At 57.1% G+C, this 26,615-nt stretch carries 22 protein-coding genes; 11 read left to right on the forward strand and 11 right to left on the reverse strand.

All coding sequences use genetic code 11. The annotated features are described in order from the left end of the window. The first annotated feature begins 156 nt into the window (after nucleotides 1–156). From GT753_RS09355 to GT753_RS09375, 5 genes are all read left to right on the forward strand, one after another. Nucleotides 157–1,191, forward strand: coding sequence for an NAD(P)-dependent alcohol dehydrogenase (locus GT753_RS09355; protein ID WP_154870287.1), 1,035 nt, complete (start codon nucleotides 157–159; stop codon nucleotides 1,189–1,191). A gap of 4 nt (nucleotides 1,192–1,195) precedes the next feature. Beyond that, nucleotides 1,196–2,713 carry a xylulokinase gene (gene xylB, locus GT753_RS09360; protein ID WP_044031109.1) on the forward strand — a complete coding sequence of 506 codons (1,518 nt, stop codon included), beginning with the start codon at nucleotides 1,196–1,198 and terminating at the stop codon, nucleotides 2,711–2,713. Then, nucleotides 2,710–4,215 (forward strand): sugar ABC transporter ATP-binding protein, encoded by a 1,506-nt coding sequence (locus GT753_RS09365; RefSeq protein ID WP_004932117.1) that lies wholly within the window; start codon nucleotides 2,710–2,712, stop codon nucleotides 4,213–4,215. The genes xylB and GT753_RS09365 overlap by 4 nt, the downstream gene beginning before the upstream one ends. A gap of 76 nt (nucleotides 4,216–4,291) precedes the next feature. Further along, nucleotides 4,292–5,269: an ABC transporter permease gene (locus GT753_RS09370; RefSeq protein ID WP_371732163.1), complete on the forward strand. Its 978-nt coding sequence runs from the start codon at nucleotides 4,292–4,294 to the stop codon at nucleotides 5,267–5,269. Nucleotides 5,270–5,302: 33 nt separating this feature from the next. Beyond that, entirely contained in the window at nucleotides 5,303–6,310 is a 1,008-nt protein-coding gene (locus tag GT753_RS09375) for a substrate-binding domain-containing protein (protein WP_004932124.1), read from the forward strand. A 142-nt stretch (nucleotides 6,311–6,452) separates the two neighbouring features. On the opposite strand, the gene GT753_RS09380 is transcribed toward GT753_RS09375, so the two are convergent. Then, a complete protein-coding gene (locus GT753_RS09380; RefSeq protein ID WP_160125550.1) occupies nucleotides 6,453–7,016 on the reverse strand; it encodes a TetR/AcrR family transcriptional regulator in 564 nt (187 codons plus the stop codon). 127 nt (nucleotides 7,017–7,143) lie between these two features. Here GT753_RS09380 and smfY point away from each other — a divergent pair, with 127 nt between their 5' ends. Then, complete coding sequence (gene smfY / locus GT753_RS09385) at nucleotides 7,144–8,616, forward strand: multidrug efflux MFS transporter SmfY (RefSeq protein WP_021503842.1); 1,473 nt, start codon at nucleotides 7,144–7,146, stop codon at nucleotides 8,614–8,616. 200 nt (nucleotides 8,617–8,816) lie between these two features. After that, nucleotides 8,817–9,308, forward strand: coding sequence for a Dps family protein (locus GT753_RS09390; protein ID WP_004932132.1), 492 nt, complete (start codon nucleotides 8,817–8,819; stop codon nucleotides 9,306–9,308). Between the two features lie 45 nt (nucleotides 9,309–9,353). Here GT753_RS09390 and GT753_RS09395 read toward each other — a convergent pair whose 3' ends face one another. Further along, the gene (locus GT753_RS09395) at nucleotides 9,354–9,530 is read right to left on the reverse strand and encodes a YciY family protein (RefSeq protein WP_025159792.1); all 177 of its coding nucleotides are present in this window, start codon (nucleotides 9,528–9,530) and stop codon (nucleotides 9,354–9,356) included. A gap of 242 nt (nucleotides 9,531–9,772) precedes the next feature. On the opposite strand from GT753_RS09395, the gene cls reads away from it, so the two are divergent. Together cls and GT753_RS09405 are read left to right on the forward strand one after the other, a co-directional pair. Then, the gene (gene cls, locus GT753_RS09400; RefSeq protein WP_160125551.1) at nucleotides 9,773–11,233 is read left to right on the forward strand and encodes a cardiolipin synthase; all 1,461 of its coding nucleotides are present in this window, start codon (nucleotides 9,773–9,775) and stop codon (nucleotides 11,231–11,233) included. A 56-nt stretch (nucleotides 11,234–11,289) separates the two neighbouring features. Continuing rightward, a complete protein-coding gene (locus GT753_RS09405) occupies nucleotides 11,290–11,613 on the forward strand; it encodes an HI1450 family dsDNA-mimic protein (RefSeq protein ID WP_004932139.1) in 324 nt (107 codons plus the stop codon). Nucleotides 11,614–11,686: 73 nt separating this feature from the next. Here GT753_RS09405 and oppF read toward each other — a convergent pair whose 3' ends face one another. The 7 genes from oppF to GT753_RS09440 all read right to left on the reverse strand — a co-directional run bounded on the left by oppF (nucleotide 11,687) and on the right by GT753_RS09440 (nucleotide 20,402). Continuing rightward, complete coding sequence (gene oppF, locus GT753_RS09410) at nucleotides 11,687–12,688, reverse strand: murein tripeptide/oligopeptide ABC transporter ATP binding protein OppF (protein ID WP_004932143.1); 1,002 nt, start codon at nucleotides 12,686–12,688, stop codon at nucleotides 11,687–11,689. Then, nucleotides 12,685–13,701, reverse strand: coding sequence for an ABC transporter ATP-binding protein (locus GT753_RS09415; RefSeq protein WP_044031106.1), 1,017 nt, complete (start codon nucleotides 13,699–13,701; stop codon nucleotides 12,685–12,687). Before GT753_RS09415 ends, oppF begins: the two co-directional genes overlap by 4 nt. 11 nt (nucleotides 13,702–13,712) lie before the next feature. Beyond that, on the reverse strand, nucleotides 13,713–14,621 hold the full coding sequence (gene oppC / locus GT753_RS09420; protein ID WP_004932149.1) for an oligopeptide ABC transporter permease OppC: 909 nt from the start codon (nucleotides 14,619–14,621) through the stop codon (nucleotides 13,713–13,715). A 14-nt stretch (nucleotides 14,622–14,635) separates the two neighbouring features. Then, entirely contained in the window at nucleotides 14,636–15,556 is a 921-nt protein-coding gene (gene oppB, locus GT753_RS09425; protein ID WP_004932150.1) for an oligopeptide ABC transporter permease OppB, read from the reverse strand. Nucleotides 15,557–15,638: 82 nt separating this feature from the next. Continuing rightward, the gene (oppA, locus tag GT753_RS09430; RefSeq protein ID WP_160125552.1) at nucleotides 15,639–17,276 is read right to left on the reverse strand and encodes an oligopeptide ABC transporter substrate-binding protein OppA; all 1,638 of its coding nucleotides are present in this window, start codon (nucleotides 17,274–17,276) and stop codon (nucleotides 15,639–15,641) included. 147 nt (nucleotides 17,277–17,423) lie between these two features. Further along, the gene (locus GT753_RS09435; RefSeq protein ID WP_015378088.1) at nucleotides 17,424–19,061 is read right to left on the reverse strand and encodes an ABC transporter substrate-binding protein; all 1,638 of its coding nucleotides are present in this window, start codon (nucleotides 19,059–19,061) and stop codon (nucleotides 17,424–17,426) included. 696 nt (nucleotides 19,062–19,757) lie between these two features. Next, nucleotides 19,758–20,402: a YchE family NAAT transporter gene (locus tag GT753_RS09440; protein ID WP_015378089.1), complete on the reverse strand. Its 645-nt coding sequence runs from the start codon at nucleotides 20,400–20,402 to the stop codon at nucleotides 19,758–19,760. Nucleotides 20,403–20,933: 531 nt separating this feature from the next. Between GT753_RS09440 and adhE the strand changes: the two genes are divergently transcribed. Beyond that, nucleotides 20,934–23,606, forward strand: a complete 2,673-nt coding sequence (gene adhE, locus GT753_RS09445) for a bifunctional acetaldehyde-CoA/alcohol dehydrogenase (RefSeq protein ID WP_044031103.1) — start codon at nucleotides 20,934–20,936, stop codon at nucleotides 23,604–23,606. 119 nt (nucleotides 23,607–23,725) lie between these two features. Here adhE and GT753_RS09450 read toward each other — a convergent pair whose 3' ends face one another. Beyond that, nucleotides 23,726–24,310, reverse strand: coding sequence for a thymidine kinase (locus GT753_RS09450; RefSeq protein ID WP_015378091.1), 585 nt, complete (start codon nucleotides 24,308–24,310; stop codon nucleotides 23,726–23,728). Nucleotides 24,311–25,010: 700 nt separating this feature from the next. On the opposite strand from GT753_RS09450, the gene hns reads away from it, so the two are divergent. Further along, complete coding sequence (gene hns / locus GT753_RS09455; protein WP_004932170.1) at nucleotides 25,011–25,418, forward strand: histone-like nucleoid-structuring protein H-NS; 408 nt, start codon at nucleotides 25,011–25,013, stop codon at nucleotides 25,416–25,418. 186 nt (nucleotides 25,419–25,604) lie between these two features. Here hns and GT753_RS09460 read toward each other — a convergent pair whose 3' ends face one another. Beyond that, complete coding sequence (locus tag GT753_RS09460; protein ID WP_015378092.1) at nucleotides 25,605–26,615, reverse strand: NAD-dependent epimerase; 1,011 nt, start codon at nucleotides 26,613–26,615, stop codon at nucleotides 25,605–25,607.

Raw genomic sequence — 26,615 nt, forward strand, 5'->3', positions numbered from 1 at the left:
GTGATCTTCATCCCCATATTGAATAACAACCCACCAGCAAAATTAACTCCCATCGAGTAATTCCAACATCGATCACAGTTTAACCACCCGCTTTAGCCCACTATCGCCGCATTGAAATGATATCGTTACCATAAAAATGATTCACCAGGAGGCAATATGAAAGCATTAGTGTTGGCCAAGGCGGGGGAAATCGCTATCGAGGACGTCCAGCTTGCCGAAACGCTGGGGCCCGATGATGTGCAGATAAAAATTCATTCCGTGGGCATCTGCGGCAGTGATGTGCACTATTACCAACATGGCCGCATTGGCCCGTTTGTGGTCAAAGCCCCGATGGTGCTCGGCCATGAGGCCGCCGGCGTGGTGCTCGCGACAGGTGAAAACGTCACTCACCTCAGCGTCGGCGATCGCGTTTGCATGGAACCCGGTATTCCGGATCTCAACTCGGCGCAGACGCGCGCCGGGATTTACAACCTTGACCCGGCCGTGCGCTTCTGGGCGACGCCGCCGGTGCACGGCTGCCTGCGCGAAACCGTCATCCACCCCGCCGCCTTCACGTTCAAACTGCCGGACAACGTCAGTTTCGCTGAAGGCGCCATGGTGGAACCCTTAGCCATCGGCATGCAAGCAGCCACCAAAGCCGGGATCAAACCCGGCGATATCGCGCTGGTGATCGGCGCCGGGCCGATCGGCGTGGTCACCGCTCTCGCGGCGCTGGCGGGCGGCTGCTCGGACGTCATTATTTGCGACCTGTTTGACGAAAAACTCGCCGTTGCGGCCAGTTATGAGGGGCTGCACGCCGTCAATATCAAAACCGGCGACCTGGCGGGGAAAGTGGCCGCGCTCACCAGCGGCAATGGCGCCGATGTCGTGTTTGAATGCAGCGGCGCAAAACCGGCCATCGCTACGCTGGCCGAACATGCGGCGCCAGGAGCGACCGCCGTGCTGGTCGGCATGCCGATCGATGCCGCGCCGATGGATATCGTCGCCGCGCAGGCCAAGGAAATCACCTTCAAGACCATTTTCCGCTACGCCAACATGTACCCGCGCACGTTGCGGCTGTTGAGCAGCGGCAAATTGCGCGTCCAGCCGTTGATAAGCCAAACCTACAAGTTCTCCGACAGCGTGGCCGCCTTCGAGCGCGCGGCGGCGGGACATGCCTCGGACATCAAAATCATGCTGGAAATGGAGTGATCCTATGGCGCTCTATGCTGGCATAGACTGCGGTACGCAAGGCACGAAAGTCGTGATTGTCGACAGCACACAGGGCGTGATCCTCGGTGAGGGCAACGCCCCTCACCGTCTCATCAGCCAAGCCAATGGCCGGCGCGAACAGGAGGCCGACTGGTGGATTGAGGCGCTGGTCATCGCTTTTCGCCAAGCCGTGACTAACGCCGGTATTGATGCCGGGGAAATTCATGCTCTGGGGGTCTCGGGCCAACAACATGGCTTTGTACCGCTGGACGCAGACGGCAACGTGCTGCACAACGTCAAGCTGTGGTGCGATACCGAAACCGCAGAGGAAAACGAACGGCTCCTGCAGCAGCTCGGCGGTGCCAACGGCTCGCTGGAAACACTCGGCCTGCGGATCGCCACCGGTTATACCGCGTCAAAAATCCTTTGGTTCAAGACACACCATCCTGCGTTGTGGGCAAAACTGCACACCGTATTGTTGCCTCATGATTATTTGAACTTCTGGCTGACCGGAGAGCGAGTAGCGGAATACGGTGACGCTTCCGGCACCGGGTTGTTCGATGTGCGCACCCGTAGCTGGAGCAAAGCCGCCGTCGATCTCATCGACGACAGCGGCCGTCTGTGGCAAGCCCTGCCGCCGCTCAAAAATGCGGAGTGCTGCATCGGCACGGTGCGCCCCGCCGCGGCGGAAAAACTCGGCCTCAGCCCAACGGTGCGGGTATCGACCGGCGGCGGCGACAACATGATGGCGGCCATCGGTTCCGGCAACATCGAGGCCGGCACCCTCACCCTGAGCCTGGGTACCTCCGGCACGCTATTCGCCTGGTCTGCCGCCCCCGTCGCGGCGGAATCAGACATGATTGCCGGCTTCTGCTCCAGCACCAACGGGTGGCTGCCATTGATTTGCACCATGAATGTCACCTCGGCCACCACCGCGGTACAAACGCTGCTGGACGAAGACCTTGCCGGCTTTAACGGTTTATTGGCGCAGGCCTCACCCGGCGCAGGCGGTGTCGAGATGCTGCCGTTCTTCAATGGCGAGCGTGTTCCGCCGTTGCCTCACGCGCGCGCCAGTCTGCATAACCTCGATAGCGACAATTTTACCCGCGCCAATCTCTGCCTGGCGGTGGTCGAAAGCGCTACCTATGGCCTGCGCTATGGCATCGAGCTGTTTCGCCGTCAGGGAATTGAAGCGCGCGAGATCCGCCTCACCGGCGGCGGCGCTCGCAGCGCCGCCTGGCGACAAATCGTCGCGGACGTGATGGGGTGCCCGGTGGTCTGTCTGAAAGCCAAAGAGACCGCTGCGCTGGGCGGCGCCATTCAGGCGATGTGGGCGACGACGTTGGCCGACGATCCGCTGCGGAATGCCGGCGCGTTGCTGTCCGAACTGTGCCAACGTTTCGTTGCGCTGGATGAGGCCACACGCGCACGGCCACATGCCGGCAGACGGGCGCAATACGAGACGCTTTATCAACGGTACCTGCAACGCTTGCAGCAGACCTACCCGGAGGTGCAACTGTGACGCGAGATCCCCATACGCAAGCGCCCGCCTACCTGCTGGAGGTCAGCGGCGTCAGAAAAGCCTTTGGCCCGGTCGTGGCGCTCAAGAATGCGGAGTTTTGCCTGCGGCGTGGTTCCATCCATGCCCTGTGCGGCGGCAACGGCGCGGGTAAATCCACCTTTCTCAGCATTCTGATGGGCTTTATTCAACCCGATGGCGGCGACATTTTTATCAATGGCCAACGCTGTGAATTTCATCATCCCCGGGAAGCCCTCAACGCCGGCATCGCCATCGTGCAGCAGGAACTGAGCGCGATCCCGGATCTGACGGTGGCCGAAAACATTTGGCTGGGCCGTGAGCCGAGACGCCTGGGGTTCGTCGATTTCGCCACGCTCAATCAACGCACCACCAGCCTGCTCAAGGAACTCGATTTCAAGATCGACGCCCGAGAGAAAATGCGCAACCTGAGCGTCGCCGAGCAGCAGCTGGTCGAGATCGCCAAAGCGCTGTCGCATGCCAATGCCGACATCATCATCATGGATGAACCCACCTCGGCGATTGGCGAGGAGGATGCGCAAAAAATCTTTCAGACGCTTCAGCAATTGGCGGCGAAAGGTAAAGGCATTATTTACGTCTCTCACCGTTTGTCAGAGATATTTCAAATTGCGGACAGCTACACCATTTTCCGCGACGGCGCCTATATCCATGAAGGCTATATCGCCGACATTACCCGTGAGCAGTTGATCGAACACATTATCGGCGGCGAGTACGACAGCGAGTTCGCCAAATTCAATCAGCCCGGCGAGGAGGTCTTGCTGGAGGTCAACGGCCTGTGTTGGCGCAGCAAGATAAAGGATATCAGCCTGCAGCTTAAGCACGGTGAAATCCTGGGCATCTACGGGCTGGTGGGATCGGGCCGCAGCGAATTTCTCGATCTTATCTTCGGCATTCAGCATGCCGACAGCGGCACGATCCGTTTGGGCGACAAGACGCTGAACCGCCATTCCCCGCGAGAGGCCATCGACAGCGGCATTGCCTACGTGACGGAAGATCGCAAGGAAACCGGCCTGGTGCTGTGCCGTTCCGTCAGTGAAAACATCAATATCGCCTCTTTTGCCGGCATCAGCCGAATGGGGTTCGTCAGCGAGAAACGGGAGCAAGCGCGAACCCGCGACATGATCCAGCGCTTCAACGTTAAAACCCACGATGGCGAACAGCCCGTGGGCAACCTGAGCGGCGGCAACCAGCAAAAAGTGGTGCTGGGCCGCTGGGCGCTGCTGGATCCGGAGGTGTTGTTGCTCGACGAGCCGACGCGCGGCATCGACGTCGGCGCCAAGAAAGAGATCTATCGATTTATGTCGGAGTTCGCCTTGCAAAACAAGGGGATCATCATGGTTTCCTCCGAGCTTTCGGAAATTATCGGCATGAGCGATCGCATATTGGTGTTTCGTGACGGGCAGTTGGCCGGTGAGCTTTCGGCAGCCGATGCGACCCAGGCAGCACTGATGAAACTTGCGGTTTAACAGAGAGAGAAAAAAAATGAGCAGCGCCCACTCCTTATCACCAGGAATTTCATTTTTCACCCGCAATAAGCGCCGTATGCACAAATACGGCATTATCATCGCCTTCTTCGCGCTGTGCCTGATCGTGGCGCTGATTGGCGAATATCAGGTCGCCCAGGGGGCCTGGAGCAGCAATTATTTTCTCAGCAATGAAAACACCCTGATCGTCCTGCGCCAGGTCTCGATCAACGGCATTCTGGCGATCGGCATGACCTTCGTCATCATTACGGCCGGCGTCGATCTCTCCGTGGGCTCGGTGCTGGCGCTAAGCGGGATCGTCGCCGCCCGCTTCGCCACCAACAACAGCGGATTGGCTATCGGCGACACCGCGACCGCCGTCATGGTGCCGCTGATCGTGGCGCTGGGCATCGGGATCGTCTGCGGCCTGGTGAACGGCACCGTGTTGGCTCGCTACCGGCTGCAACCCTTTATCGTCACCATGGGCATGCTCTCTGCGGCGCGCGGTTTAACCATGTTGACCACCAACGGCAATCCGGTTTCGCAATTGAACAACGATTTCCGCTGGTTGGGCAATGGTTATGTCGGCGGCGTTCCGGTGCCGGTCATCATCTTCATCGTGCTGTTCGCCCTCGCCTGGCTGGTGCTGAATAAAACCCTCTTCGGGCGCTACATCTACGCCGTCGGCGGCAACCCGAAAAGCGCGCGCACCTCGGGGATTAACGTCACGCGCATCAAAATACTGGTGTATACGCTGTGCGGCGCGCTGGCCGGCATCGCCGGCCTGATCCTCACCGCACGCACCGGTTCGGCGCAGACCAACGCCGGCGCAGGGTATGAGCTGGACGCCATCGCAGCGGTGGTGATCGGTGGCACCAGCATGGCCGGCGGCGTCGGTACGCTGGTCGGCACCTTCTTCGGCGTGCTGATTATCGGGGTGATGAATAACGGCCTCGATCTGCTCGGCGTGCAATCGTATTACCAACAAATTATCAAAGGCGCATTGATCGTTCTTGCCGTCTTGCTCGACCCATCGCGTAAGCAACAGCGCGATTAATAACATCAGACCCAACTCTACCAGGAGAAAACCATGAATAAGACCAAGATAGCGTTGTTTGCCTCTGCCATGATGCTCGGTAGCCTGTCGGCAGCTCAGGCCGCCCCGGTAAAAATCGCGGTATTGATGTACGGCAACAAAGCCGAGTTCGTGCAATTGATGGAAAGGTTCGGCAAGGAGCACCCGGCGGTGAAAAGCGGCGAAGCCGTGCTGACCTTCTACGATGGACGTTATGATGCCTCGGTGCAAAACGATCAGGCCGCCACCGCTATCCAGACGCGCGCCGATGCCATTATCGTCAACCCGATGGATTTTGAGGCCAATATCGATATCGTCACTAATGCCAACGAAGCCAAAATTCCGGTGGTGGTCACCAACGCGCGCCTGAACACGGACGCGATGACGTCTGAAGTAGTGTCTAATGACGAGTTGGGGGGATACCTGGAAGCCAAAGCCGTCCTGGACAAACTCGACTGCAAGAACCGAAAGGTGAACGTGGTGATTATCGAAGGCCCGAAAGGCGGCAGCGGCGAGATCCAGCGCGGCAAGGGCAATGATAAAGCGATTGCCGAGTGCGGCGTCGGCCAGGTCACGGTACTTGAACGTAAAACGGCCAACTGGTCACGCGCGGAAGCGCAGCCGCTGATGGAAAACTGGCTGCAGAAACACCGGGGCAAAATCAACGGCGTGATTGGCCAAAACGACGAGATGGCGCTGGGCGCTATCGAGGCGATCAAAGGTGCCGGCCTGAATGTGAAGGACTTCGCGATTGCCGGCGTTGACGGCGTTTCCGACGCGATTCATGCGGTGCAGGCCGGTGAAATGGTCTCTATTCTGCAAGATGCCAAAGGCCAGATGCAGGGCTCCATCGACGTCGCGCTGCGCGCCGTGAAAGGGGAAAGCTATCAACCGCAGTCGGAGATCTGGAAGCAATACGCCAAGGATCTGAAATGGGAGGGCGGCACGCAAAAGCATTACTACATTCCGTGGACCGTCGTTACCGCAGAGAACGCCCAGTCGCTGTTGGACGCTCGTAAATAATTTCCCCCGCCCCCTGCCTTCAGGGGGCCCCGCTGGGGCGCTTGCCTGCAAACAAAAAAAAGCCAGCACGGAGTGGCTGGCTAAAAAGTTCTTCGAGGGAATATCTTGTGCGATAAACATACGCCTTTCACTGCGGGCTTTACTAGCTATCAGTGCGATAGGCACCCCCAGTTAAAATCAACGCCTGCATATCGGTGAACATCGCTTCCCATTCCGCCTGATCGATATCCATCAAACCAAAGTAACGCAGCATAAAGGCGCCTTCCGTGGCGAGAAACGCCAGGCGCGCGCGCTTGCCTTCTTCCGTCGTCAAATCCAAACCGGCGATGCGGCTGCGATACCATTCGCGCGTGCTCGCCAGATGCTCCGGCGTTTGAATCAGCGTCGCCATCAGCCCGGCGGCCTTGGCGCTGGCGGTCTGATCCGAGCTTTGCGTCGCCAGCATATGCGCCCGCATGCCGGTCTGCGGTGAAGGATCGTCACCGGCGATAGCGGCGAACAGCGTCTCGTAGGCACTCCCCCAGCGATCGAACATGGCGTCAATCAGGGCGTCTTTGCTGCCGAAACAGTACTGCACCCCGCCCTTGGAGATCCCCATCGCTTTGGCGACGGCGTCGATGGTCAAACCGGCGGCCCCCTGAGTGGCGACGATCTCTTCGGCGGCGTCCAAAACCTTGTCGCGATCGATGCTGCGTTGACGTCCCATTAAGAAACCCTTCTTTTCAATACGAACGTATGGATATATATTATCACCAGTATATCACCCGGCATCGCCGGAGGGTTACCCGAATGGCGGCGCCTTCGCGCCGCCCACGTTAACTGGATTATGACTTATGTACGCCAAGAACCGCTGGTTGATCCTGACGATGGTCGCCAGCGCCCTGTTCCTGATCGTCATCGATATGACGGTGCTCTATACCGCTCTGCCGCGTTTAACCCAGGCGCTGGACGCCAGCGCCTCGCAAAAACTCTGGATCGTCAACGCCTACCCGTTGGTGGTGGCCGGTCTGTTGCCTGGCGCCGGCATGCTGAGCGATCGCATCGGCCATAAACGGCTGTTTCTCGCCGGGCTGCCGGTGTTTGCCGTCGCGTCGCTGTGCGCCGCTTTCTCGCCTACCGCCGAGTGGCTGATCGCCGCACGGGTATTCCTCGCCGTTGGCGCGGCAATGATGATGCCCGCCACGCTGTCCATCGTACGCCACGTCTTTACCGACGAACGCGAACGCGCGCTGGCGATCGGCATCTGGGCGTCGGTGGCCTCCGGCGGCGCGGCCATCGGCCCGGTGGTCGGCGGCCTGCTGTTGGAGTATTTCTGGTGGGGCTCGGTGTTCCTGATCAATGTGCCGGTGGTGTTGCTGGTCTGGCCGTTGGCATGGAAACTGATCCCGCGCTGCGGCGGCGATAACCCGCGCCCCGCCGACATCGTCGGCTCGATACAGATCATGATAGGCCTGGTCGGCGCTATCTATGCGCTGAAAGAATTGAGCAAGCCGGCGCCTGACGTCAGCGCCTTGCTCGCGGCGGCCCTGATCGGCATCCTGTTCCTGGCGCTGTTCGTGCGTCGTCAGCAGCGCAGCGCCCACCCGATGATCGATTTCTCTCTGTTCCGCAACCGGCTGTTCGCCGGCGGCATCGGCGTGGCATTGCTGTCGATGGTGGCGCTGATCGGCGTCGAGCTGGTGCTCAGCCAACGCTTGCAACTGGTGCTCGGCCTCAGTCCGCTGCAGGCGGCGCTGTTCATCTTGCCGATCCCGCTGGCCTCGGCGTTGGCGGGGCCGATGGCCGGTTTGCTGCTGCCGCGCTACGGCGAACGCAGCATTATCCTCGGCGGTTTCGCCCTGACCGCCGTCGGCATTGCCGCCCTCGCCCTGTTGTCTCAGAGCGGCATAGCGCCGCAGCTGGTGAGCCTGGCGCTGGTGGGCTTCGGCCTCGGCGGCGTGATCACCGCCGCTTCCACCGCCATCATGCTGAACGCGCCGGAGGAGAAATCCGGCATGGCGGCGTCCATCGAAGACGTCTCCTACGAGCTGGGCGGCGTGCTGGGCGTGACGCTGCTCGGCGGGCTGATGACGGCGGTTTACAGCCACAGCCTGGCGCTGCCGGCGGAGCTGCCGGTCAGCGATTTAGCCTACGACAGCATCGACGAAGCGTTGCGCCTGGCGGCCGGAATGGCGGCCGATCGCGCGCAGCAGTTGACGCAGCTGGCGCGTCTGGCCTTTGATCGCGCCTTTATTTCGGTACTGATCGCCGCCGCGCTGTTAATGGCGCTGGGCGCAGGTGTGGTAAAACTGGCGCTGCGCAAGTAACCGAGAAAAGCGGCTTTTTTCGCCTGCGGAACCTGCGTAAACTGATTCGGCAATTTGCTCGGCGGATTTATCGTCATCGGTTTGAGCGATGGCAATAATGCCTGTTATCGTATTTAACCCTGCGATAAATCCGGTTACTGTAACAGCTATGGAAATTGATTCTGTCTACTATCGGAACAAATAATCAGGAGAAGATTATTATGGCAACGGCAAAGAAAGCAGCGAAAACCCATATCGGCCTTGACAGTAAACAATCGGCAAAACTCGCCGAAGCGCTCAATGCGCTGTTGGCAAACTATCAGGTGCTGTATATGAACGTGCGCGGCTATCATTGGAACATTACCGGCCCGCAGTTCTTTGAACTGCACGCGAAATTCGAAGAGACATATAACGATCTGCTGACCAAGGTAGATGAGCTGGCGGAACGTATTCTGACGTTGGGCTCGCAGCCGCGTCACGCTTTCAGCGATTATCTGAAAACCGCCGACATCAAGGAACACACCAACGTGACCGATGATAAGGGTACGCTGCGCGGCCTGTTGGAAGGGTATTCAATCTTGCTGCAACAGCAGCGTGAGCTGCTGACGGTGGCGGCAGACGCCGGCGACGAAGGCACCGCGTCGCTGATGAGCGATTACATCAAAGAGCAGGAAAAACAGGTCTGGATGCTCAACGCCTATTTGGGCAAATAACTCAGACGCCATAACAAAACAGTCCCTTACGGGACTGTTTTCGTTTTACCACTCGCAGGATACCGCAAACAGCAGCGCGCGCCGATGCTGATCGTCCAGGCGGCGCCGCACCCGGATAATATGGCGATTGCTGCACGACTGGCGTTCCAGCCAGCGATGCCGCCGACGTTGGCTCTGCCGCAACATGCGCCAGCGGCCCACTTCATTTCTACTGCGTCTCATAATTCCGTCACTCGTTCGTCTAATGCCAACCGCGGGCATTATAGCCCTTTCCGCCCGCGATCCAAGCCGCCGTTATCGGCGGCACAGCGGACGCCACGCGGGCAAAAGCCGCCCTTTCAATTTCGGCAAGTGCCTTAACTTCATCATATTTATGCAACATAAGCGCCGATAAAAGGTTTCGCCTTGCCCGATCTGTGCGTACACTCATCATTGGTGGTTTGCGAACGGGATTTTTCGCCTTTATGACAACATTTTATACCGTAATCAGTTGGCTCATGGTGTTCGGCTACTGGCTGCTGATCGCCGGCGTGACGATGCGCATTTTGATGAAACGCCGTGCGGTTCCCTCTGCCATGGCCTGGCTGCTGGTTATCTATATTCTGCCGCTGTTCGGCATCGTCGCCTATTTATCGTTCGGCGAACTGCACCTGGGCAAGCGCCGTGCCGAGCGCGCCAAGGCCATGTGGCCGTCGACCGCGCGCTGGCTGAAAGAATTGAAAGAGAGCCGCCGCATCTTCGCCACCGAATACAGCGAAGTCGCCGAACCGCTGTTCCAGCTGTGCAACCGCCGCCAGGGCATCGACGGCGTCAAGGGCAACCAGCTGCAGCTGCTCACCACTACCGACGACACGTTGAAAGCGCTGATCCGCGACATCGAGCTGGCGCGCCACAACATCGAAATGGTGTTCTATATCTGGCAGCCCGGCGGCCTGGTCGATCAGGTGGCCGAATCGCTGATGGCCGCCGCGAGGCGCGGCGTACACTGCCGCCTGATGCTGGACTCCGCCGGCAGCCTGCCATTTTTCCGCAGCCCCTACCCGGCGATGATGCGCAACGCCGGCATCGAAGTGGTCGAAGCGCTGAAGGTCAACCTGCTGCGCGTATTCCTGCGCCGCATGGATCTACGCCAGCACCGCAAGGTGGTGCTGATCGACAACTACATCGCCTATACCGGCAGCATGAACATGGTCGACCCGCGCTATTTCAAGCAGGATGCGGGCGTCGGCCAATGGATCGATCTGATGGCGCGCATGGAAGGCCCGGTGGCCACTACGATGGGCATCGTCTATGCCTGCGACTGGGAGATTGAAACCGGCAAGCGCATTCTGCCGCCGCCGCCGGACGTCAACATCATGCCGTTCGAGCAGGAAAGCGGCCATACCATTCAGGTGATCGCCTCCGGCCCCGACTTCCCCGAGGAGATGATCCACCAGGCGCTGTTGACCGCGGTCTATTCCGCGCGCGAGCAGCTGATCATGACCACGCCGTACTTCGTGCCGAGCGACGATCTGCTGCACGCCATCTGCACCGCCGCTCTGCGCGGCGTTGAGGTCAGCATCATCGTGCCGCGCGACAACGATTCGATGATGGTGCGCTGGGCCAGCCGGGCGTTCTTCTCCGAGCTGCTGGAAGCCGGCGTGAAAATCTATCAGTTCGAAGGCGGCCTGCTGCACACCAAGAGCGTGCTGGTCGACGGCCAGCTCAGCCTGGTCGGCACCGTCAATCTGGATATGCGCAGCCTGTGGCTCAACTTCGAGATCACCCTGGTGATCGACGACGACGGCTTCGGCAGCGATCTGGCCTGCGTGCAGGAAGATTACATCGCCCGCTCCAAGCTGCTGAACGCCAAAGAGTGGTTGAAGCGGCCGTTCTGGCATCGCCTGGTCGAACGCCTGTTCTACTTTTTCAGCCCGCTGCTGTAAAAGCCGCAGCGAGCGTGCTTTAATAACGCCAAATCATTTGTTATCAGGATTTTTTTATGGATTTGAATAACCGCCTTACCGAAGACGAAACGCTGGAACAGGCCTACGACATCTTCCTCGAATTGGCCGGCGACAATCTGGATCCGGCGGATATTCTGCTGTTCAATCTGCAGTTTGAAGAGCGCGGCGGCGCAGAACTGTACGACCCCTCCGAAGACTGGAGCGAGCACGTGGATTACGACCTGAATCCGGACTTCTTCGCCGAAGTGGTGATCGGTCTGGCGGACAGCGACGGCGAGCCGATCAACGACGTGTTCGCCCGCGTGCTGATCTGCCGCGAGAAAGACCACAAGCTGTGCCACATTCTGTGGAAAGAGTGATTCGCCGCTCATATTTCGGATAAAAAAAGCCCCGCTGAGTCAGCGGGGCTTTTTGTTGCCGGCTAGCGGCGCATTACAGCGGATCGACCTTCAGGCATGAAACCGCATGACGGAAACTGCCCTCCAGCAGCGGACGCGTCTTGGCGCACTCCGGCCCGGCGATCGGGCAGCGGGTGCGGAACACGCAGCCGGACGGCGGGTTGATCGGCGAAGGCAGCTCCCCTTCCAACAGCTGGATCTGCTTTTCCTTCTCCTTGTCCGGATCCGGGATCGGCACCGCCGACATCAACGCCTTGGTGTAAGGGTGCTGCGGATTGTGGTACACCTCGTCATAGGTGCCCAGCTCCACCGCATGGCCCAGATACATCACCAGCACGCGATCGGAAATGTGCTTCACCACCGCCAAATCGTGGGCGATAAAGATCAATGACAGGCCCATCTCGCGCTGCAGCTGCTGCAGCAGGTTTACCACCTGCGCCTGAATCGACACATCCAACGCGGAAACCGGCTCGTCGCAGATCACCAGCTTCGGTTCGAGGATCAGCGCGCGCGCAATGCCGATGCGCTGGCATTGGCCGCCGGAGAACTCGTGCGGATAACGGTTGATCAGGTTAGGCAGCAGGCCGACCTTCAGCATCATCGCCTTGACCTTGTCCTTCACTTCCTGACGCGGCATTTTCGGGTAATAAGTACGCAGCGGCTCGGCGATGATTTCGCCGATGGTCATGCGCGGGTTGAGCGAAGCCAGCGGATCCTGGAAGATCATCTGGATATCGCTGCGGGTTTTGCGCCAGTCGGCGTCGTTCATGCCCAGCAGATCTTTACCCAGCCAGGCGACGCGCCCGCTGGTGGCCTTCACCAGGCCGATGATGGCGCGCGCGAAGGTGGATTTGCCGCAGCCGGATTCGCCGACCACGCCCAGGGTTTCCCCCTCGAACAGCCGCAGCGTAACGCCATCGACCGCCTTCAGGGTTTTCGGCGGCTGCCAGAACCACTGCTTGTCGTCATGAATGTCGAAGTGCACTTTCAGATCGGCCACTTCGAGCAGCACTTTCTTGTCGGTTACCGCTGTCATACCAACGCCTCCACCGGTTTAAAGCAGGCGCGCAGGCGCCCTTCCCCAAATTGCTCCAATGGCGGAGCGCTCGCGCACTGTTCCATGGCGTACGGGCAGCGCGGCTGGAACGGGCAACCTTTCGGCAGCCGCAGCAGGTTCGGCGGGTTGCCGGGAATGGTCAGCAACGCTTCGCCTTCGGCGTCGAGGCGCGGCACCGCGTTCAACAACCCGATGGAGTACGGGTGGCTCGGCTGGTAGAACACCTCACGCGCGCTGCCGTATTCCATGGTGCGGCCGGCGTACATCACCAGCACCTTGTTGCAGATGCCGGCCACCACGCCCAGATCGTGGGTGATCATGATGATGGCGGTGTTGAACTCGCGCTTGAGCTCGTTGAGCAGCGTCATGATCTGCGCCTGAACGGTCACGTCCAATGCGGTAGTCGGCTCGTCGGCAATCAGCAGCTTCGGCCGGCACAGCAGCGCCATGGCGATCATCACGCGCTGGCGCATGCCGCCGGAAAACTCATGCGGATACATGCGCATGCGCTTGCGCGCTTCCGGCATTTTCACCGCGTCGAGCATGCGCACCGACTCTTCGAAGGCTTCGCTTTTGCTCATTTTCTTATGCAGCATCAGCACTTCCATCAGCTGTTCGCCAACGCGCATATAGGGGTTGAGCGAGGTCATCGGGTCCTGGAAGATCATCGAGATCTCTTCGGCCCGTAGCTTGTTGAGCTGGTTTTCCGGCAGGTTGAGGATTTCGCGGCCGTTGAATTTGGCCGAGCCGCCGATGCGGCCATTGCTGGCCAGCAACCCCATCAGGGCGAACGCGGTCTGCGATTTGCCGGAGCCGGATTCGCCGACGATGCCCAGCGTTTCACCGGCGCGCAGATCGAAGTTCAGATCGTTCACCGCCGTCACATCGCCGTCCGGGGTGGAAAACGTGACGCGCAGGTCTTTCACGTCCAGCAGCGGCGACGCTTTAACGCCGACGGCGGTTTGCAGCTCAGGATGTTCAATGGTGCTCATGGTGGCACTCCTTAACGATCTTTCGGGTCGAGGGCGTCACGCAGGCCATCGCCGATGAAGTTGAAACAGAACAGAGTGACAACCAGGAAACCCGCCGGGAACAGCAGCAACCACGGTGAAACTTCCATTGAGTTGGCGCCGTCGCTGAGCAATGCGCCCCAGCTGCTCAGCGGCTCCTGCGTACCCAGCCCCAGGAAGCTGAGGAAGGATTCGAACAGGATCATGCTCGGCACCAGCAACGAGGCATACACCACCACCACGCCGAGCACGTTCGGCACGATATGCCGCAGCACGATGTTGCGCGTGGAGACGCCGCACACCAGCGCCGCTTCGATAAACTCCTTGCGCTTCAGACCGAGGGTTTGGCCGCGCACGATACGCGCCATGTCCAGCCACGACACCATGCCGATCGCCACGAAGATCAGCAGGATATTCTGGCCGAAGAAGGTCACCAGCAGGATCACGAAGAACATGAACGGGAAGGAGTTGAGGATCTCCAGCAGGCGCATCATCACCGAGTCGATCTTGCCGCCCAGATAGCCGGACATCGCGCCGTACAGGGTGCCGACGATCACCGCCACCAGCGCCGCCGCCACGCCGACCATCAGCGAGATGCGCCCGCCGATCGCCACGCGCACCAGCAGATCGCGCCCGGAGGAGTCGGTGCCGAAATAGTGCCCCGATTCAACGCTGGGTGCGGCGGACATCATCGCCCAATCGGTATCGTCGTAGGCGAATTGCGACAGCATCGGCGCCAGCACCACAAACAGTGTGATCAGCGCCAGTATGAACAGGCTGCTGACCGCCGCGCGGTTGTGCATAAAACGCCGACGCGCGTCTTGCCACAGGCTGCGCCCTTCCACTTCCAGCTTCTCGCTGAAGTGTTCCAGAGCTTCGCTGTTCTTTTTAGTCAACATCATTCGCGTGCTCCAGATTAATAACGGATTTTCGGATCGATGACCGCATACAGCACATCGACGATCGCGTTGAACAGAATGGTCAGAGCGCCCACCAGAATGGTCAGGCTCAACACCAGGGAGTAGTCGCGGTTCAGCGCGCCGTTAACGAACAGCTGGCCGATCCCCGGCAGACCGTAGATGGTTTCGATCACCATTGAACCGGTGATGATCCCGACGAACGCCGGGCCCATGTAGGACAGCACCGGCAACAGCGCCGGCTTCAGCGCGTGGCGGAAAATGATGCGACGCATCGGCAAGCCTTTGGCGCGCGCGGTGCGGATGAAGTTGGAGTGCAACACTTCAATCATCGAGCCGCGCGTGATACGGGCGATGCTGGCGATATAGGCCAGCGACAACGCCACCATCGGCAAGATGATGAACTTAGGCGCACCGCCGTTCCAGCCGCCGCCCGGCAGCCATTTCAACGTGATGGCGAAGATCAGCACCAACAGCGGCGCCACCACGAAACTGGGTATCACCACCCCGGTCATGGCGAACCCCATCACCGTATAGTCCCATTTGGTGTTCTGGTTCAGCGCGGCGATCACACCGGCGCTCACGCCCAGCACCACCGCCAGCAGAAACGCGGCCAGACCGAGTTTGGCGGAGACCGGGAAAGAGCTGGCCACCAAATCGTTGACCGAATAATCCTTGTATTTAAAGGACGGGCCGAAGTCTCCCTGCGCAAGCTGCGCCAGATAATGACCGTACTGTTTCCAGATCGGGTCGTTCAAATGATATTTGGCTTCGATATTCGCCATGACTTCCGGCGGCAATGCGCGTTCCCCGGTAAATGGACTGCCGGGCGCCAGGCGCATCATGAAGAATGAGATGGTGATAAGGATAAATAGTGTCGGGATCGCTTCCAACAAGCGACGAAGTATAAATTTAAGCATTGCCCTAACCCTGTGCGACAGCCTGATAACGGCTTATTATTCTCAACATGGGCCGGCGGCCAAGCCGCCGGCTCTTACCGTATCAATGCTTGATGATGTACAGGTTTTTGTCGTACACGTTATCAAGCGGGTCTTTGCCGGTGTAGCCACCGACGTAAGGTTTCACCAAACGGGCGTTCACATAGTAATACAGCGGAACGATGGCGGAATCTTTATCCAGCTGAACTTCCGCTTTCTGATACAGATCGGCGCGCTCGTCTTTGGTCTTCGCGGTCAACACGTTGGCCATCAGCTTGTCGAACTCGGCGCTCTTGTAGTGCGGGGTGTTACTGCTGCTGTCGGACAGCATCATGTTCAGGAACGAGCTCGGCTCGTTGTAATCGGCACACCAGCCGGCGCGCGCCACGTCATAGGTCCCCTGATGGCGGGTATCCAGGAAGGTTTTCCACTCCTGGTTCACCAGCTTCACGTCCACGCCCAGGTTTTTCTTCCAGATGGAGGCGGCGGCGATCGCCAGCTTCTTGTGCAGGTCTGACGTGTTGTACAGCAGGGAGAAGGTCAGCGGTTTACCCGGGCCGTAGCCGGCGTCCGCCAGCAGTTTCTTCGCCACTTCGTTGCGTTTTTCCTGCGTCCAGCCGAACCACTCCGGCGGGGTCAGCTTGGCACCGTCGGTGTATGGCGGCGTAAAGCTGTAGGCCGGCAGATCGCCCTGGTTTTTCACCTTGTTGACGATAATGTCGCGGTCCATGCCCAGCTTCAGCGCTTCACGCACGCGCGCATCGGTGAACGGCGCCTTCTGGTTGTTGATTTCGTAGTAGTAGGTGCACAGATAAGGATCGACGTGCACCTCTTTCGGGATCTCTTTCTTCAACTTCTGGAACAGTTCGATCGGCATGTTGTTGTAGGTCATGTCGATTTCACCGGTGCGGTAGCGGTTAACGTCGGTCACTTCCGACGAAATAGGCAGGAACGTCACTTTATTGATGATGGTTTTGGCGTTATCCCAATATTCCGGGTTACGTTCCAGTACGATGCGTTCGTTGACAATCCAGTCTTTCAGTTTGTAAGCGCCGTTGCTGACATAGTTGGCCGGCAGCGTCCACTTCTCGCCAAACTTCTCCACCGCGTCCTTATAGACCGGTTTCATGGCGTAGTGCGGGGTCATTTCAACCAGATAAGGCACCGGCTCGCTCAGGGTCACCTGGAAAGTATGGTCGTCGATGGCCTTCACGCCCAGCGTCGACTTGTCTTTTTTACCGGCGATGATGTCATCGACGTTTTCCACATGGGCGTACTGCAGGTAGCTGGCGTAAGGCGACGCGGTTTTCGGATCCACTACGCGCTGCCAGCTGTAGACGAAATCTTGCGCCGTCACCGGCTTGCCGTTGGACCATTTGGCGTCTTTGCGCAGGTGGAAGGTCCAGACTTTGAAATCCTTGTTATCCCAGCTTTCCGCGACGCCCGGCACGATGGAACCGTCCGGGCTGTTGTTCGCCAGGCCTTCCATCAGATCGCGGGTCACGTTGTTTTCCGGCACGCCCTCGATTTTATGCGGATCCAGCGACTGCACTTCGGAACCGTTGTTTTTGACGATTTCTTGCTTATCCGCCAGCTGCACCCCCGCAGGAACGTCGGCGGCGAAAGCGCCGGTGGTTGCTGTGATGCCGAGCGCGGCGATGACGCCGGCGGCAATGAGGGTTTTCTTCGTGATGTTGGTCATACTTATCGACTCCAGTTTTTATTATCACAGGCTCTTCGTGGAACCTGCGTTGCCCGTAAGCGGACTCTGTTTTCCCGCCGCCGCGGAACGAATGCGGCGGCCGGCCTTCCCTATATCCCCCAGCGCCTCGGCGTGAGGAATACCCCTTTACTGCTTGATAATGTAAAGATTTTTAACGTCGGTATAGTCCAGCGGATCTTTGCCGGTGAACCCGCCTACCGTCGGCTTAATCAACCGCGCGCTGACGCGGTAATACACCGGGATCAACGCGGAGTCTTTGTCCAGCTGCGCTTCTGCCTGCTGATAGAGCGCGGCGCGCGCGGCCTCATCCGGCGCCTTCAGGGTGGCGGCCATGATGGCGTCGAACGCCGGGCTCTTATAAAACACGGTATTGATGCTGCTGTTGGACAGCACCAGGTTCAGGAAGGCGCTGGGTTCGTTGTAATCCCCGCACCAGGTGGCGCGCGCCACGTCGTATTGCCCCTGATGGCGGCTTTCCAGCGAGGTCTTCCACTCCTGATTGCGCAGCGTGACGTCGGCGCCGAGGTTCTTCTTCCACATCGACGCGGCGGCGATCGCCTGCTGTTTGTTTTGATCGGAGGTGTTGTACAGCAGCGAGAACTTCAGCGGTTTGGCGTCGCTGTAACCCGCTTCCGCCAGCAGTTTCTTGGCTTCGGCGTTGCGCTGTTCCTGGCTCCAGCCGGCCCAGGCGGGCTGCGTGAAGTTGGCGCCTTCGGTGAAGGTTGGCGTGAAACTGTAGGCCGGGATCTGCCCCTGGCCCATGATCTTGTTGGCGATGATGTCGCGATCCAGCGTCATCTTCACCGCCGTACGCACCCGCGGATCGGTGAACGGCGCCCGCTGGTTATTGAGTTCGTAATAGAAAGTGCACAGATAAGGGTTAACGTGCAGTTGCTCGGGCACTTCGCGCTTCATTTTGACATACAGGTACGGCGGAATGGCGCTGTTGGTGATGTCGATCTCGCCGCTGCGGAAGCGGTTGACGTCGCTGACTTCGGAAGCAATCGGCAGGAAGGTCGCCTGATTGATCACCGTCTGCTTGTTGTTCCAGTAGCTCGGGCTGCGCTCAAGCACAATCCGCTCGTTCACCACCCACTCTTTCAGACGGTAAGCGCCATTGCCGACATAGTTGGCGGGCAACGTCCATTTGTCGCCGAATTTCTCCACTACCGCGCGTTTCACCGGTTTGAGCGACGTGTGGCTCAGCATGCTGATGAAATACGGCACCGGTTCGCTCAGCGTCACCTGCAGCGTCTGGTCGTCCAGCGCCTTGACGCCGAGGGCCTGTGGAGGCTTCTTACCGGTCAGGATATCGTCGATATTGTCGACTTTGGTGTACTGCAGGTAGCTGGCATAGGGCGAGGCGATTTTCGGATCGGCCAGGCGCTGCCAGCTGTAGACGAAGTCTTGCGCGGTCACCGGGCTGCCGTCGCTCCACACCGCGCCGGGGCGCAGGTGGAAAGTCCATTGCTGATAATTCTGGTTTTCCCAGCTCGCCGCCGCCGCCGGCACCACATGCCCGTTGGCGTCGGTGCTCACCAGCCCTTCCAGCAGGTTAAGAATGATATTGCTTTCCGGTACGCCCTCGACCTTATGCGGATCCAATGAAGCCACTTCGCTGCCGTTGTTGATCACAATATTCTGCTGCTGCGCCAACTGAACGCCGGCCGGCACTTCCGCCGCCAAACTGCTATTTATGGCGCCGACGCTCAGCGCGCCGCTAATCAACAAGGTCAAAGAAGTGCGCTTCAGGGTTTGCTGCATAATCGAGGCTCCTTTTCACCGACAAGCATCGCTTATCGAAGTTTGTGAAGTGTTTATAAGAATTCTAAATAAACGGATACCAGCAAAAATCATTCCCGTTTTTATGGCGCATTTCAGTTAATTGACCACGGGAAAGTTGCTCGGAAATTAGCAGAAGCCAAATTCCATAGCCAATAAATTTTACGAAAATGTTAAGCAATTCTCTTTTATCGCACGAAGCCCGATCCGGCCCCCAAGATCGAGGACGTGGAGAAACAAAATCATCGCTATGATTTTAAAGAAAAAAAAGACGAAATCATTTCATTTGAAACCATCAACGCAATCTCATTACCGCACAAAGAAACATTCAGTTAACAATCCGGACATTCAAAGAACAAACACCTGCCTATGGTCGGTTAATCACTAATAACACCTGGATGAAAGTGAGACAAGCCCCACAGAATGATGTGATTAATTTAACAACAGCTTTACCGTTGAACGGGGGCAAAACGCGCGGAAATGGGGGAAGAAAAGTATCTGAAATAACGCTTAGCGTTTTTTTTGCACAGCAACATGAGATTTATGCAACATAAGAGTGCAACCGCATAAATTTTATTCATCCTGTGCACTATAATAATGCGAACCAATAAATAATTTAAACTTTAAAATTAATTTTAGCCGCGCCAAGGCGAAAGGTGCGCGGCTAAACAAAGGGTATTACAACAGGCCGGGGAATATCGCCTTAATGCCGGTAACGATAAACTCGATCCCGAGCGCCATCAACAACAGACCCATGATACGGGTGATCACGTTGATGCCGGTCTGCCCAAGCAAACGCACCAACAGCGGCGCGGCGCGGAACAACAACCAACAGCAAAAGGCGAACAAGGCGATCGCGACCGTAAAGCCGAGCAGGCTTTGCCAGTTGTGATAACGGGAACTCCACACGATGGTGGAACTGATCGCCCCCGGCCCCGCCATCAGCGGCAGCGCTAACGGCACCACGCCGATGCTCTCGCGGATCGCGCTCTCCGATTTTTCCTGTTTGTTCTGTTTGTCTTCTCCCAGCTTGCCGCTGATCATCGACATGGCGATGGTCACCACCAGAATACCGCCGGCGATGCGGAACGAATCGATGGAGATGCCGAACATCCGCAAGATCCCTTCGCCCAGGAACAGCGATGTCCACAGAATAATGGCGACCGACAGGTTGGCGGTCAGGTTGGTTTTATTGCGCCCTGCTTCCGCCTGGTAGCTGGTCATGCTGATAAACACCGGCAAGATGCCCACCGGGTTGACCAGCGCAAACAGACCGACAAAGAACTTGATAAAGCCGGAAAGATCCAACAGAGATTGGCCCACAGATGGCTCCGCGTTAAGTGCTATAAAAAGGTGTGCTGCCTATGCGCGCTAATGTAATGGAATTGCCGCAGGTAATCCATCCGGCCAGAGCAGCATTTTTGACTACCAGCAAGTTAGGCAACAAAACAAATGCCCTTTGTTAAAGTGATGTATGGCCTTTTGATTTTTTATGTTGAAAAAAGAGTCATCGATCACAGTTATTGATAATCACTCTCAACACCGTCAAGCTGAAAGGTGTCAGCTTGCACTTTTCATGATTTAGATCACAAATCAACTACCCAACAGTGGGTAAGCTCTTAGTCGTAGTCAGGGAGTAGAACAAAGTCGGTGGCAATCCAGCCGGTTCCGTTCTCTTCACTGCCTGCCCCTCCGGTTGGCGCAGGGTAAAGCTCTTTAAGCAAATCAGCAGCATGCGAAGAAATAACGCGGGAAACCCCCGGTATTCGAATCACCGTTTATTCCCGTTATGACTATACTAGTGGCTCGCACGGCTTATTTACTGAAAGAGTTTAACATTATCAGGAGAGCATTATGGCTGTAACGAATGTCGCTGAACTGAACGAGCTTGTCGCACGTGTCAAAAAAGCCCAGCGCGAATATGCCAACTTCACTCAAGAGCAAGTGGATAAAATCTTCCGCGCTGCCGCCCTCGCCGCTGCTGATGCCCGTATCCCGTTGGCCAAAATGGCCGTGGAAGAATCCGGAATGGGTATCGTCGAAGACAAAGTGATCAAAAACCACTTCGCTTCCGAGTACATCTACAACGCCTATAAAGATGAAAAAACCTGTGGCATCCTGTCTGAAGATGACACTTTCGGTACCATCACCATCGCCGAACCTATCGGCCTGATTTGCGGTATCGTCCCTACCACCAACCCAACTTCTACCGCGATCTTCAAAGCGCTGATCAGCCTGAAAACCCGTAACGGCATCATCTTCTCGCCGCACCCGCGTGCGAAAAATGCCACCAATAAAGCCGCCGATATCGTGCTGCAAGCCGCTATCGCCGCCGGCGCGCCAAAAGACATCATCGGTTGGATCGACCAACCTACCGTCGAACTGTCCAACCAGCTGATGCACCACCCTGACATCAACCTGATCCTGGCCACCGGTGGCCCGGGCATGGTGAAAGCCGCCTACAGCTCCGGCAAACCGGCCATCGGCGTCGGCGCCGGTAATACGCCGGTCGTGGTAGACGAAACCGCAGACATCAAGCGCGTGGTCGCCTCTATCCTGATGTCCAAAACCTTCGACAGCGGCGTTATCTGCGCTTCCGAACAGTCGGTCATCGTCGTTGACGCTATCTATGATGCGGTACGCGAACGCTTCGCTTCCCACGGCGGCTATCTGCTGCAGGGTAAAGAACTGAAAGCGGTGCAGGACATCATCCTGAAAAACGGCGGTCTGAATGCGGCCATCGTCGGGCAATCCGCACCGAAAATCGCCGAAATGGCAGGCATCAAAGTACCGGCCAACACCAAAGTGCTGATCGGTGAAGTGAAGCTGGTCGACGAGTCCGAACCTTTCGCACATGAAAAACTGTCGCCTACCCTGGCGATGTACCGTGCCAAAGACTTCGAAGACGCGGTCGCCAAAGCCGAAAAACTGGTCGCCATGGGCGGTATCGGCCACACCTCCTGCCTGTACACCGACCAGGATAACCAAACGGCTCGCATCGCCTACTTCGGCGATAAAATGAAAACGGCTCGCATCCTGATCAACACCCCGGCTTCTCAGGGCGGTATCGGCGACCTGTACAACTTCAAACTCGCGCCTTCGCTGACGCTGGGTTGCGGTTCCTGGGGTGGCAACTCCATCTCTGAAAACGTCGGACCTAAACACCTGATCAACAAGAAAACTGTAGCGAAGCGAGCAGAAAACATGTTGTGGCACAAACTTCCGAAATCGATCTACTTCCGCCGTGGCTCGCTGCCTATCGCGCTGGAAGAAGTGGCGACCGACGGGGCGAAACGCGCCTTCATCGTGACCGACCGTTTCCTGTTCAACAACGGCTATGCTGACCAGATCACCAAGGTTCTGAAGTCTCACGGCATCGAAACCGAAGTGTTCTTCGAAGTGGAAGCCGATCCGACGCTGAGCATCGTGCGTAAAGGCGCCGAGCAGATGAACTCCTTCAAACCGGACGTCATCATCGCGCTGGGCGGCGGTTCGCCGATGGACGCCGCGAAAATCATGTGGGTGCTGTACGAACATCCTGAAACCCACTTCGAGGATCTGGCGCTGCGCTTCATGGACATCCGCAAGCGTATCTACAAATTCCCGAAAATGGGCGTGAAAGCGAAAATGATCGCCATCACCACAACCTCAGGTACCGGTTCAGAAGTCACGCCGTTCGCGGTCGTGACCGACGACGCCACCGGGCAGAAATACCCGCTGGCCGACTATGCGCTGACCCCGGACATGGCGATTGTCGACGCCAACCTGGTGATGAACATGCCGAAATCCCTGTGCGCCTTCGGTGGCCTGGATGCGGTGACCCACGCGCTGGAAGCCTACGTCTCGGTGCTGGCGAACGAATACTCCGACGGCCAGGCGCTGCAGGCGCTGAAACTGTTGAAAGAGTATCTGCCGGCCAGCTACAAAGAAGGCGCGAAAAACCCGGTTGCCCGTGAACGCGTGCACAACGCCGCCACCATCGCCGGTATCGCTTTCGCCAACGCCTTCCTCGGGGTTTGTCACTCCATGGCACACAAACTGGGTTCGGAGTTCCACATTCCGCACGGCCTGGCCAACGCGATGCTGATTTCCAACGTCATTCGCTACAACGCGAACGACAACCCGACCAAGCAGACGGCCTTCAGCCAGTACGACCGCCCTCAGGCGCGCCGCCGCTACGCTGAAATCGCCGACCACCTCGGCCTGAGCGCACCGGGCGACCGCACCGCGCAGAAGATTGAGAAACTGCTGGCCTGGCTGGACGAGCTGAAAACCGAGCTGGGCATCCCAACCTCCATCCGTGAGGCGGGTGTGCAGGAGGCGGACTTCCTGGCGAAAGTCGACAAGCTGTCGGAAGACGCGTTCGACGACCAATGCACCGGCGCCAACCCACGCTATCCGCTGATTGCCGAACTGAAGCAAATCATGCTGGATACCTTCTACGGCCGCGAATTCAGCGAAACAGTCGAAGAGGAAGCGACAGCTCCGGCTGCAGCCAAAGCCGCGGTAAAGAAGTCCAAGAAATAACGGTTTCGTGAACCGATAAAAAAACCCGCCAAACGGCGGGTTTTTTATTGCGCCGGAGGCGCTGCATTTCGACTCACGCCGCCAAAACGCCTCAGCGGGCTTTGGCGGCGTTTTCTCCCCTACTCCAGGGAGTGAATCGCCTCTTTATAATGCTTGCGGCAGACGGAGACATAGCTCTCGTTACCGCCAATCACCACCTGCTCACCGGCGTGCATCGCCTGGCCGTTTTCATCCAACCGCAACACCATATTGGCTTTGCGCCCACAGTGACAGATGGTTTTCAATTCCACCAGCTTATCGGCCCAGGCCAGCAAATATTGGCTGCCGGTAAACAGCTCACCGAGAAAATCGGTACGCAGGCCGTAGCACAATACGGGAATGTCCAGTTGGTCCACCACATCACACAATTGCTCAACCTGCGCCTTGGTCAGGAACTGGCTTTCATCCAGCAGTACACAATGCACCGGCTGCTGTTGATGCTCTTGCTGAATCATGGCGTACAGCATCGAGTCGTTGTTATAGAGCTGGGCCTGCGAGGATAAACCGATGCGCGAGCTGACCTTACCTACGCCAAAGCGGTGATCGATCTCCGCAGTGAACACCAGCGTGCGCATACCACGTTCTTGATAGTTATATGAAGACTGTAGCAGCGCGGTGGACTTGCCGGCATTCATCGCAGAGTAATAAAAATAAAGTTGAGCCATGGCCCCGCAACTCCGATGGTATAAGAAATATTCAAATGTCGATTAGGACGGTAAGTGTACCATAAGCCGCCCCCCAGGCTCAGCCCAAAGCGAACGAATATTGCGTTCGCCGTAATAATGCGCTTTCAAGCGAAACATATCGTTCTGTCGGCCCGTTCTTTTTACAGCTATTTACAGGATAATGTATGCCTGTCATCACTATTAATTCTTGCTAATGGTTAACCGCGATCATTTGCCCATTAATGCATAATCACCCTTTCGCCGCGGCGGGTGCCGCAACCGCAACGGCGCGCCAGTCTATTATACACGGGGCCAATACAGGGCATTTAATCACCTCCGCTGTCCCCGACGTTTCCTGACGCAATCTTTACCTATATACCCCTATTGTTTACAATGTCTGCCTTGCCATGACGTGATTAAGCCCACAGAACCCATTGTAATATTGATATAAATTACGGCGATAACTTATCGATGAAAGCCTTGCGACACGCGCCTTTTAAAGCATGCCTGCTGAAATTTTGACTTAAGTGCGACAAGGGTAATAGTTAACAGCCCTTCCTATATTAGTCGGACAGATCCGATTAACGGATTTTTAAAAGGTAAATTTGAGTATTCAAGTCAATTTGGCTATTGCAGAAAAGAAAATAGCACTCTATTATTATCGAGACGCCCCCCACCAATATAATTTGAGACTAGGACAATGAGCGAAGCATTAAAGATTTTGAACAACATCCGCACTCTGCGCGCCCAGGCAAGAGAATGCACACTGGAAACGCTGGAAGAAATGCTCGAGAAACTGGAAGTTGTTGTGAACGAACGTCGCGAAGAAGACAGCCAGGCTCAAGCAGAAATCGAAGAACGCACCCGTAAACTGCAGCAATACCGCGAAATGCTGATTGCTGACGGTATCGATCCGAATGAACTGCTGCAAACCATGGCTGCCAACAAGGCTGCCGGTAAAGCAAAACGCGCAGCACGTCCTGCTAAATACCAATATAAAGACGAAAACGGCGAATTGAAAACCTGGACCGGCCAAGGCCGTACTCCAGCGGTGATTAAGAAAGCTATCGAAGAGCAAGGTAAATCTCTGGACGATTTCCTGCTGTAATAGCGATTCGGCCCGTATCTGAAAGGCTCCCTGCGGGGGGCCTTTTCATTTTAAAGCTTATCGCCGCGATCCTGCCTCATCCCTTTCCTTTTAGTAAATATCCTAATTCGCATTTTGTTCCTTGCATGAGGTTCCAACGATAAAAAAGGGCCCTAAGGCCCCTTTGTCGCATATACCCTCGTTCAATTATTGAACCTGGTAGAATGCCTTATACCAATCAACAAAGCGCTTCACCCCTTCTTCAACGCTGGTTTCCGGCTTAAAACCAATGTCACGATAAAGCTCCGCGGTATCCGCGCTGGTATCCATCACGTCGCCAGGTTGCATTGGCAACATATTCTTGCGGGCAGTTAGCCCCAAAGCCTGCTCCAACGCCGTGATATATTCCATCAGTTTAACGGGGGTGTTATTGCCGATATTATAAACATGATACGGCGCGGAACTGGTCGCCGGCGATCCCTGTTCAACGGTCCATGACGGATCTGCCTGCGGAATAACCGCCTGCAGCCGCACAATCGCCTCGGTGATATCATCAATGTAAGTAAAGTCACGGTGCATTTCACCGTGGTTATATACATCGATACTCTCCCCCGCCAATATGGCCTTGGTAAACTTGAACAGCGCCATATCCGGACGCCCCCAGGGACCATATACGGTAAAGAAGCGTAGCCCCGTCGTCGGGAGACCGTATAAATGAGCGTAACTGTGTGACATCAGCTCATTGGCTTTTTTGGTTGCCGCATACAGTGACACAGGGTGGTCGACCGAATCTTCGGTAGCAAACGGCAACTTGCGATTGAGGCCATAAACAGAACTGGAGGAAGCGTAAAGTAAATGCTCGACCTTATTATGACGGCAGCCTTCCAGAACGTTCAAATGACCGATCAGGTTAGCGTCCGCATAAGCCAACGGGTTGACCAGCGAGTAACGCACGCCGGCTTGGGCACCCAAATGAATGACTCGTTGGAACTGATGCTCGGCGAACAATGTCGCCATGCCTTCACGATCGGCCAAATCCAACTTGATGAAGCGGAATCCCGGCTTATCCGCCAGTCTGTCCAGACGGGCCATTTTCAGGCCCACGTCATAATAGTCATTCAGGTTATCGATGCCGACAACCTGATGCCCGGCGGTCAACAAACGCTCTGCAACGTGATAACCAATAAACCCTGCGGCGCCTGTAACCAGGAATTTCAT

It is taken from the genome of Serratia sp. Z4, assembly GCF_009900725.1.
In the GTDB taxonomy this organism is placed as follows: Bacteria; Pseudomonadota; Gammaproteobacteria; order Enterobacterales; family Enterobacteriaceae; genus Serratia; species Serratia nematodiphila.

What these genes read in the sequence shown, in the direction of transcription:
- GT753_RS09355 (WP_154870287.1), top strand. Translation starts at nt 157, where the DNA reads ATGAAAGCATTAGTGTTGGCCAAGGCGGGGGAAATCGCTATCGAGGAC.
- xylB (WP_044031109.1), top strand. Translation starts at nt 1,196, where the DNA reads ATGGCGCTCTATGCTGGCATAGACTGCGGTACGCAAGGCACGAAAGTC.
- GT753_RS09370 (WP_371732163.1), top strand. Translation starts at nt 4,292, where the DNA reads ATGCACAAATACGGCATTATCATCGCCTTCTTCGCGCTGTGCCTGATC.
- GT753_RS09375 (WP_004932124.1), top strand. Translation starts at nt 5,303, where the DNA reads ATGAATAAGACCAAGATAGCGTTGTTTGCCTCTGCCATGATGCTCGGT.
- GT753_RS09380 (WP_160125550.1), bottom strand. Translation starts at nt 7,016, where the DNA reads ATGGGACGTCAACGCAGCATCGATCGCGACAAGGTTTTGGACGCCGCC.
- smfY (WP_021503842.1), top strand. Translation starts at nt 7,144, where the DNA reads ATGTACGCCAAGAACCGCTGGTTGATCCTGACGATGGTCGCCAGCGCC.
- GT753_RS09390 (WP_004932132.1), top strand. Translation starts at nt 8,817, where the DNA reads ATGGCAACGGCAAAGAAAGCAGCGAAAACCCATATCGGCCTTGACAGT.
- GT753_RS09395 (WP_025159792.1), bottom strand. Translation starts at nt 9,530, where the DNA reads ATGAGACGCAGTAGAAATGAAGTGGGCCGCTGGCGCATGTTGCGGCAG.
- cls (WP_160125551.1), top strand. Translation starts at nt 9,773, where the DNA reads ATGACAACATTTTATACCGTAATCAGTTGGCTCATGGTGTTCGGCTAC.
- GT753_RS09405 (WP_004932139.1), top strand. Translation starts at nt 11,290, where the DNA reads ATGGATTTGAATAACCGCCTTACCGAAGACGAAACGCTGGAACAGGCC.
- oppF (WP_004932143.1), bottom strand. Translation starts at nt 12,688, where the DNA reads ATGACAGCGGTAACCGACAAGAAAGTGCTGCTCGAAGTGGCCGATCTG.
- GT753_RS09415 (WP_044031106.1), bottom strand. Translation starts at nt 13,701, where the DNA reads ATGAGCACCATTGAACATCCTGAGCTGCAAACCGCCGTCGGCGTTAAA.
- oppC (WP_004932149.1), bottom strand. Translation starts at nt 14,621, where the DNA reads ATGATGTTGACTAAAAAGAACAGCGAAGCTCTGGAACACTTCAGCGAG.
- oppB (WP_004932150.1), bottom strand. Translation starts at nt 15,556, where the DNA reads ATGCTTAAATTTATACTTCGTCGCTTGTTGGAAGCGATCCCGACACTA.
- oppA (WP_160125552.1), bottom strand. Translation starts at nt 17,276, where the DNA reads ATGACCAACATCACGAAGAAAACCCTCATTGCCGCCGGCGTCATCGCC.
- GT753_RS09435 (WP_015378088.1), bottom strand. Translation starts at nt 19,061, where the DNA reads ATGCAGCAAACCCTGAAGCGCACTTCTTTGACCTTGTTGATTAGCGGC.
- adhE (WP_044031103.1), top strand. Translation starts at nt 20,934, where the DNA reads ATGGCTGTAACGAATGTCGCTGAACTGAACGAGCTTGTCGCACGTGTC.
- GT753_RS09450 (WP_015378091.1), bottom strand. Translation starts at nt 24,310, where the DNA reads ATGGCTCAACTTTATTTTTATTACTCTGCGATGAATGCCGGCAAGTCC.
- hns (WP_004932170.1), top strand. Translation starts at nt 25,011, where the DNA reads ATGAGCGAAGCATTAAAGATTTTGAACAACATCCGCACTCTGCGCGCC.
- GT753_RS09460 (WP_015378092.1), bottom strand. Translation starts at nt 26,615, where the DNA reads ATGAAATTCCTGGTTACAGGCGCCGCAGGGTTTATTGGTTATCACGTT.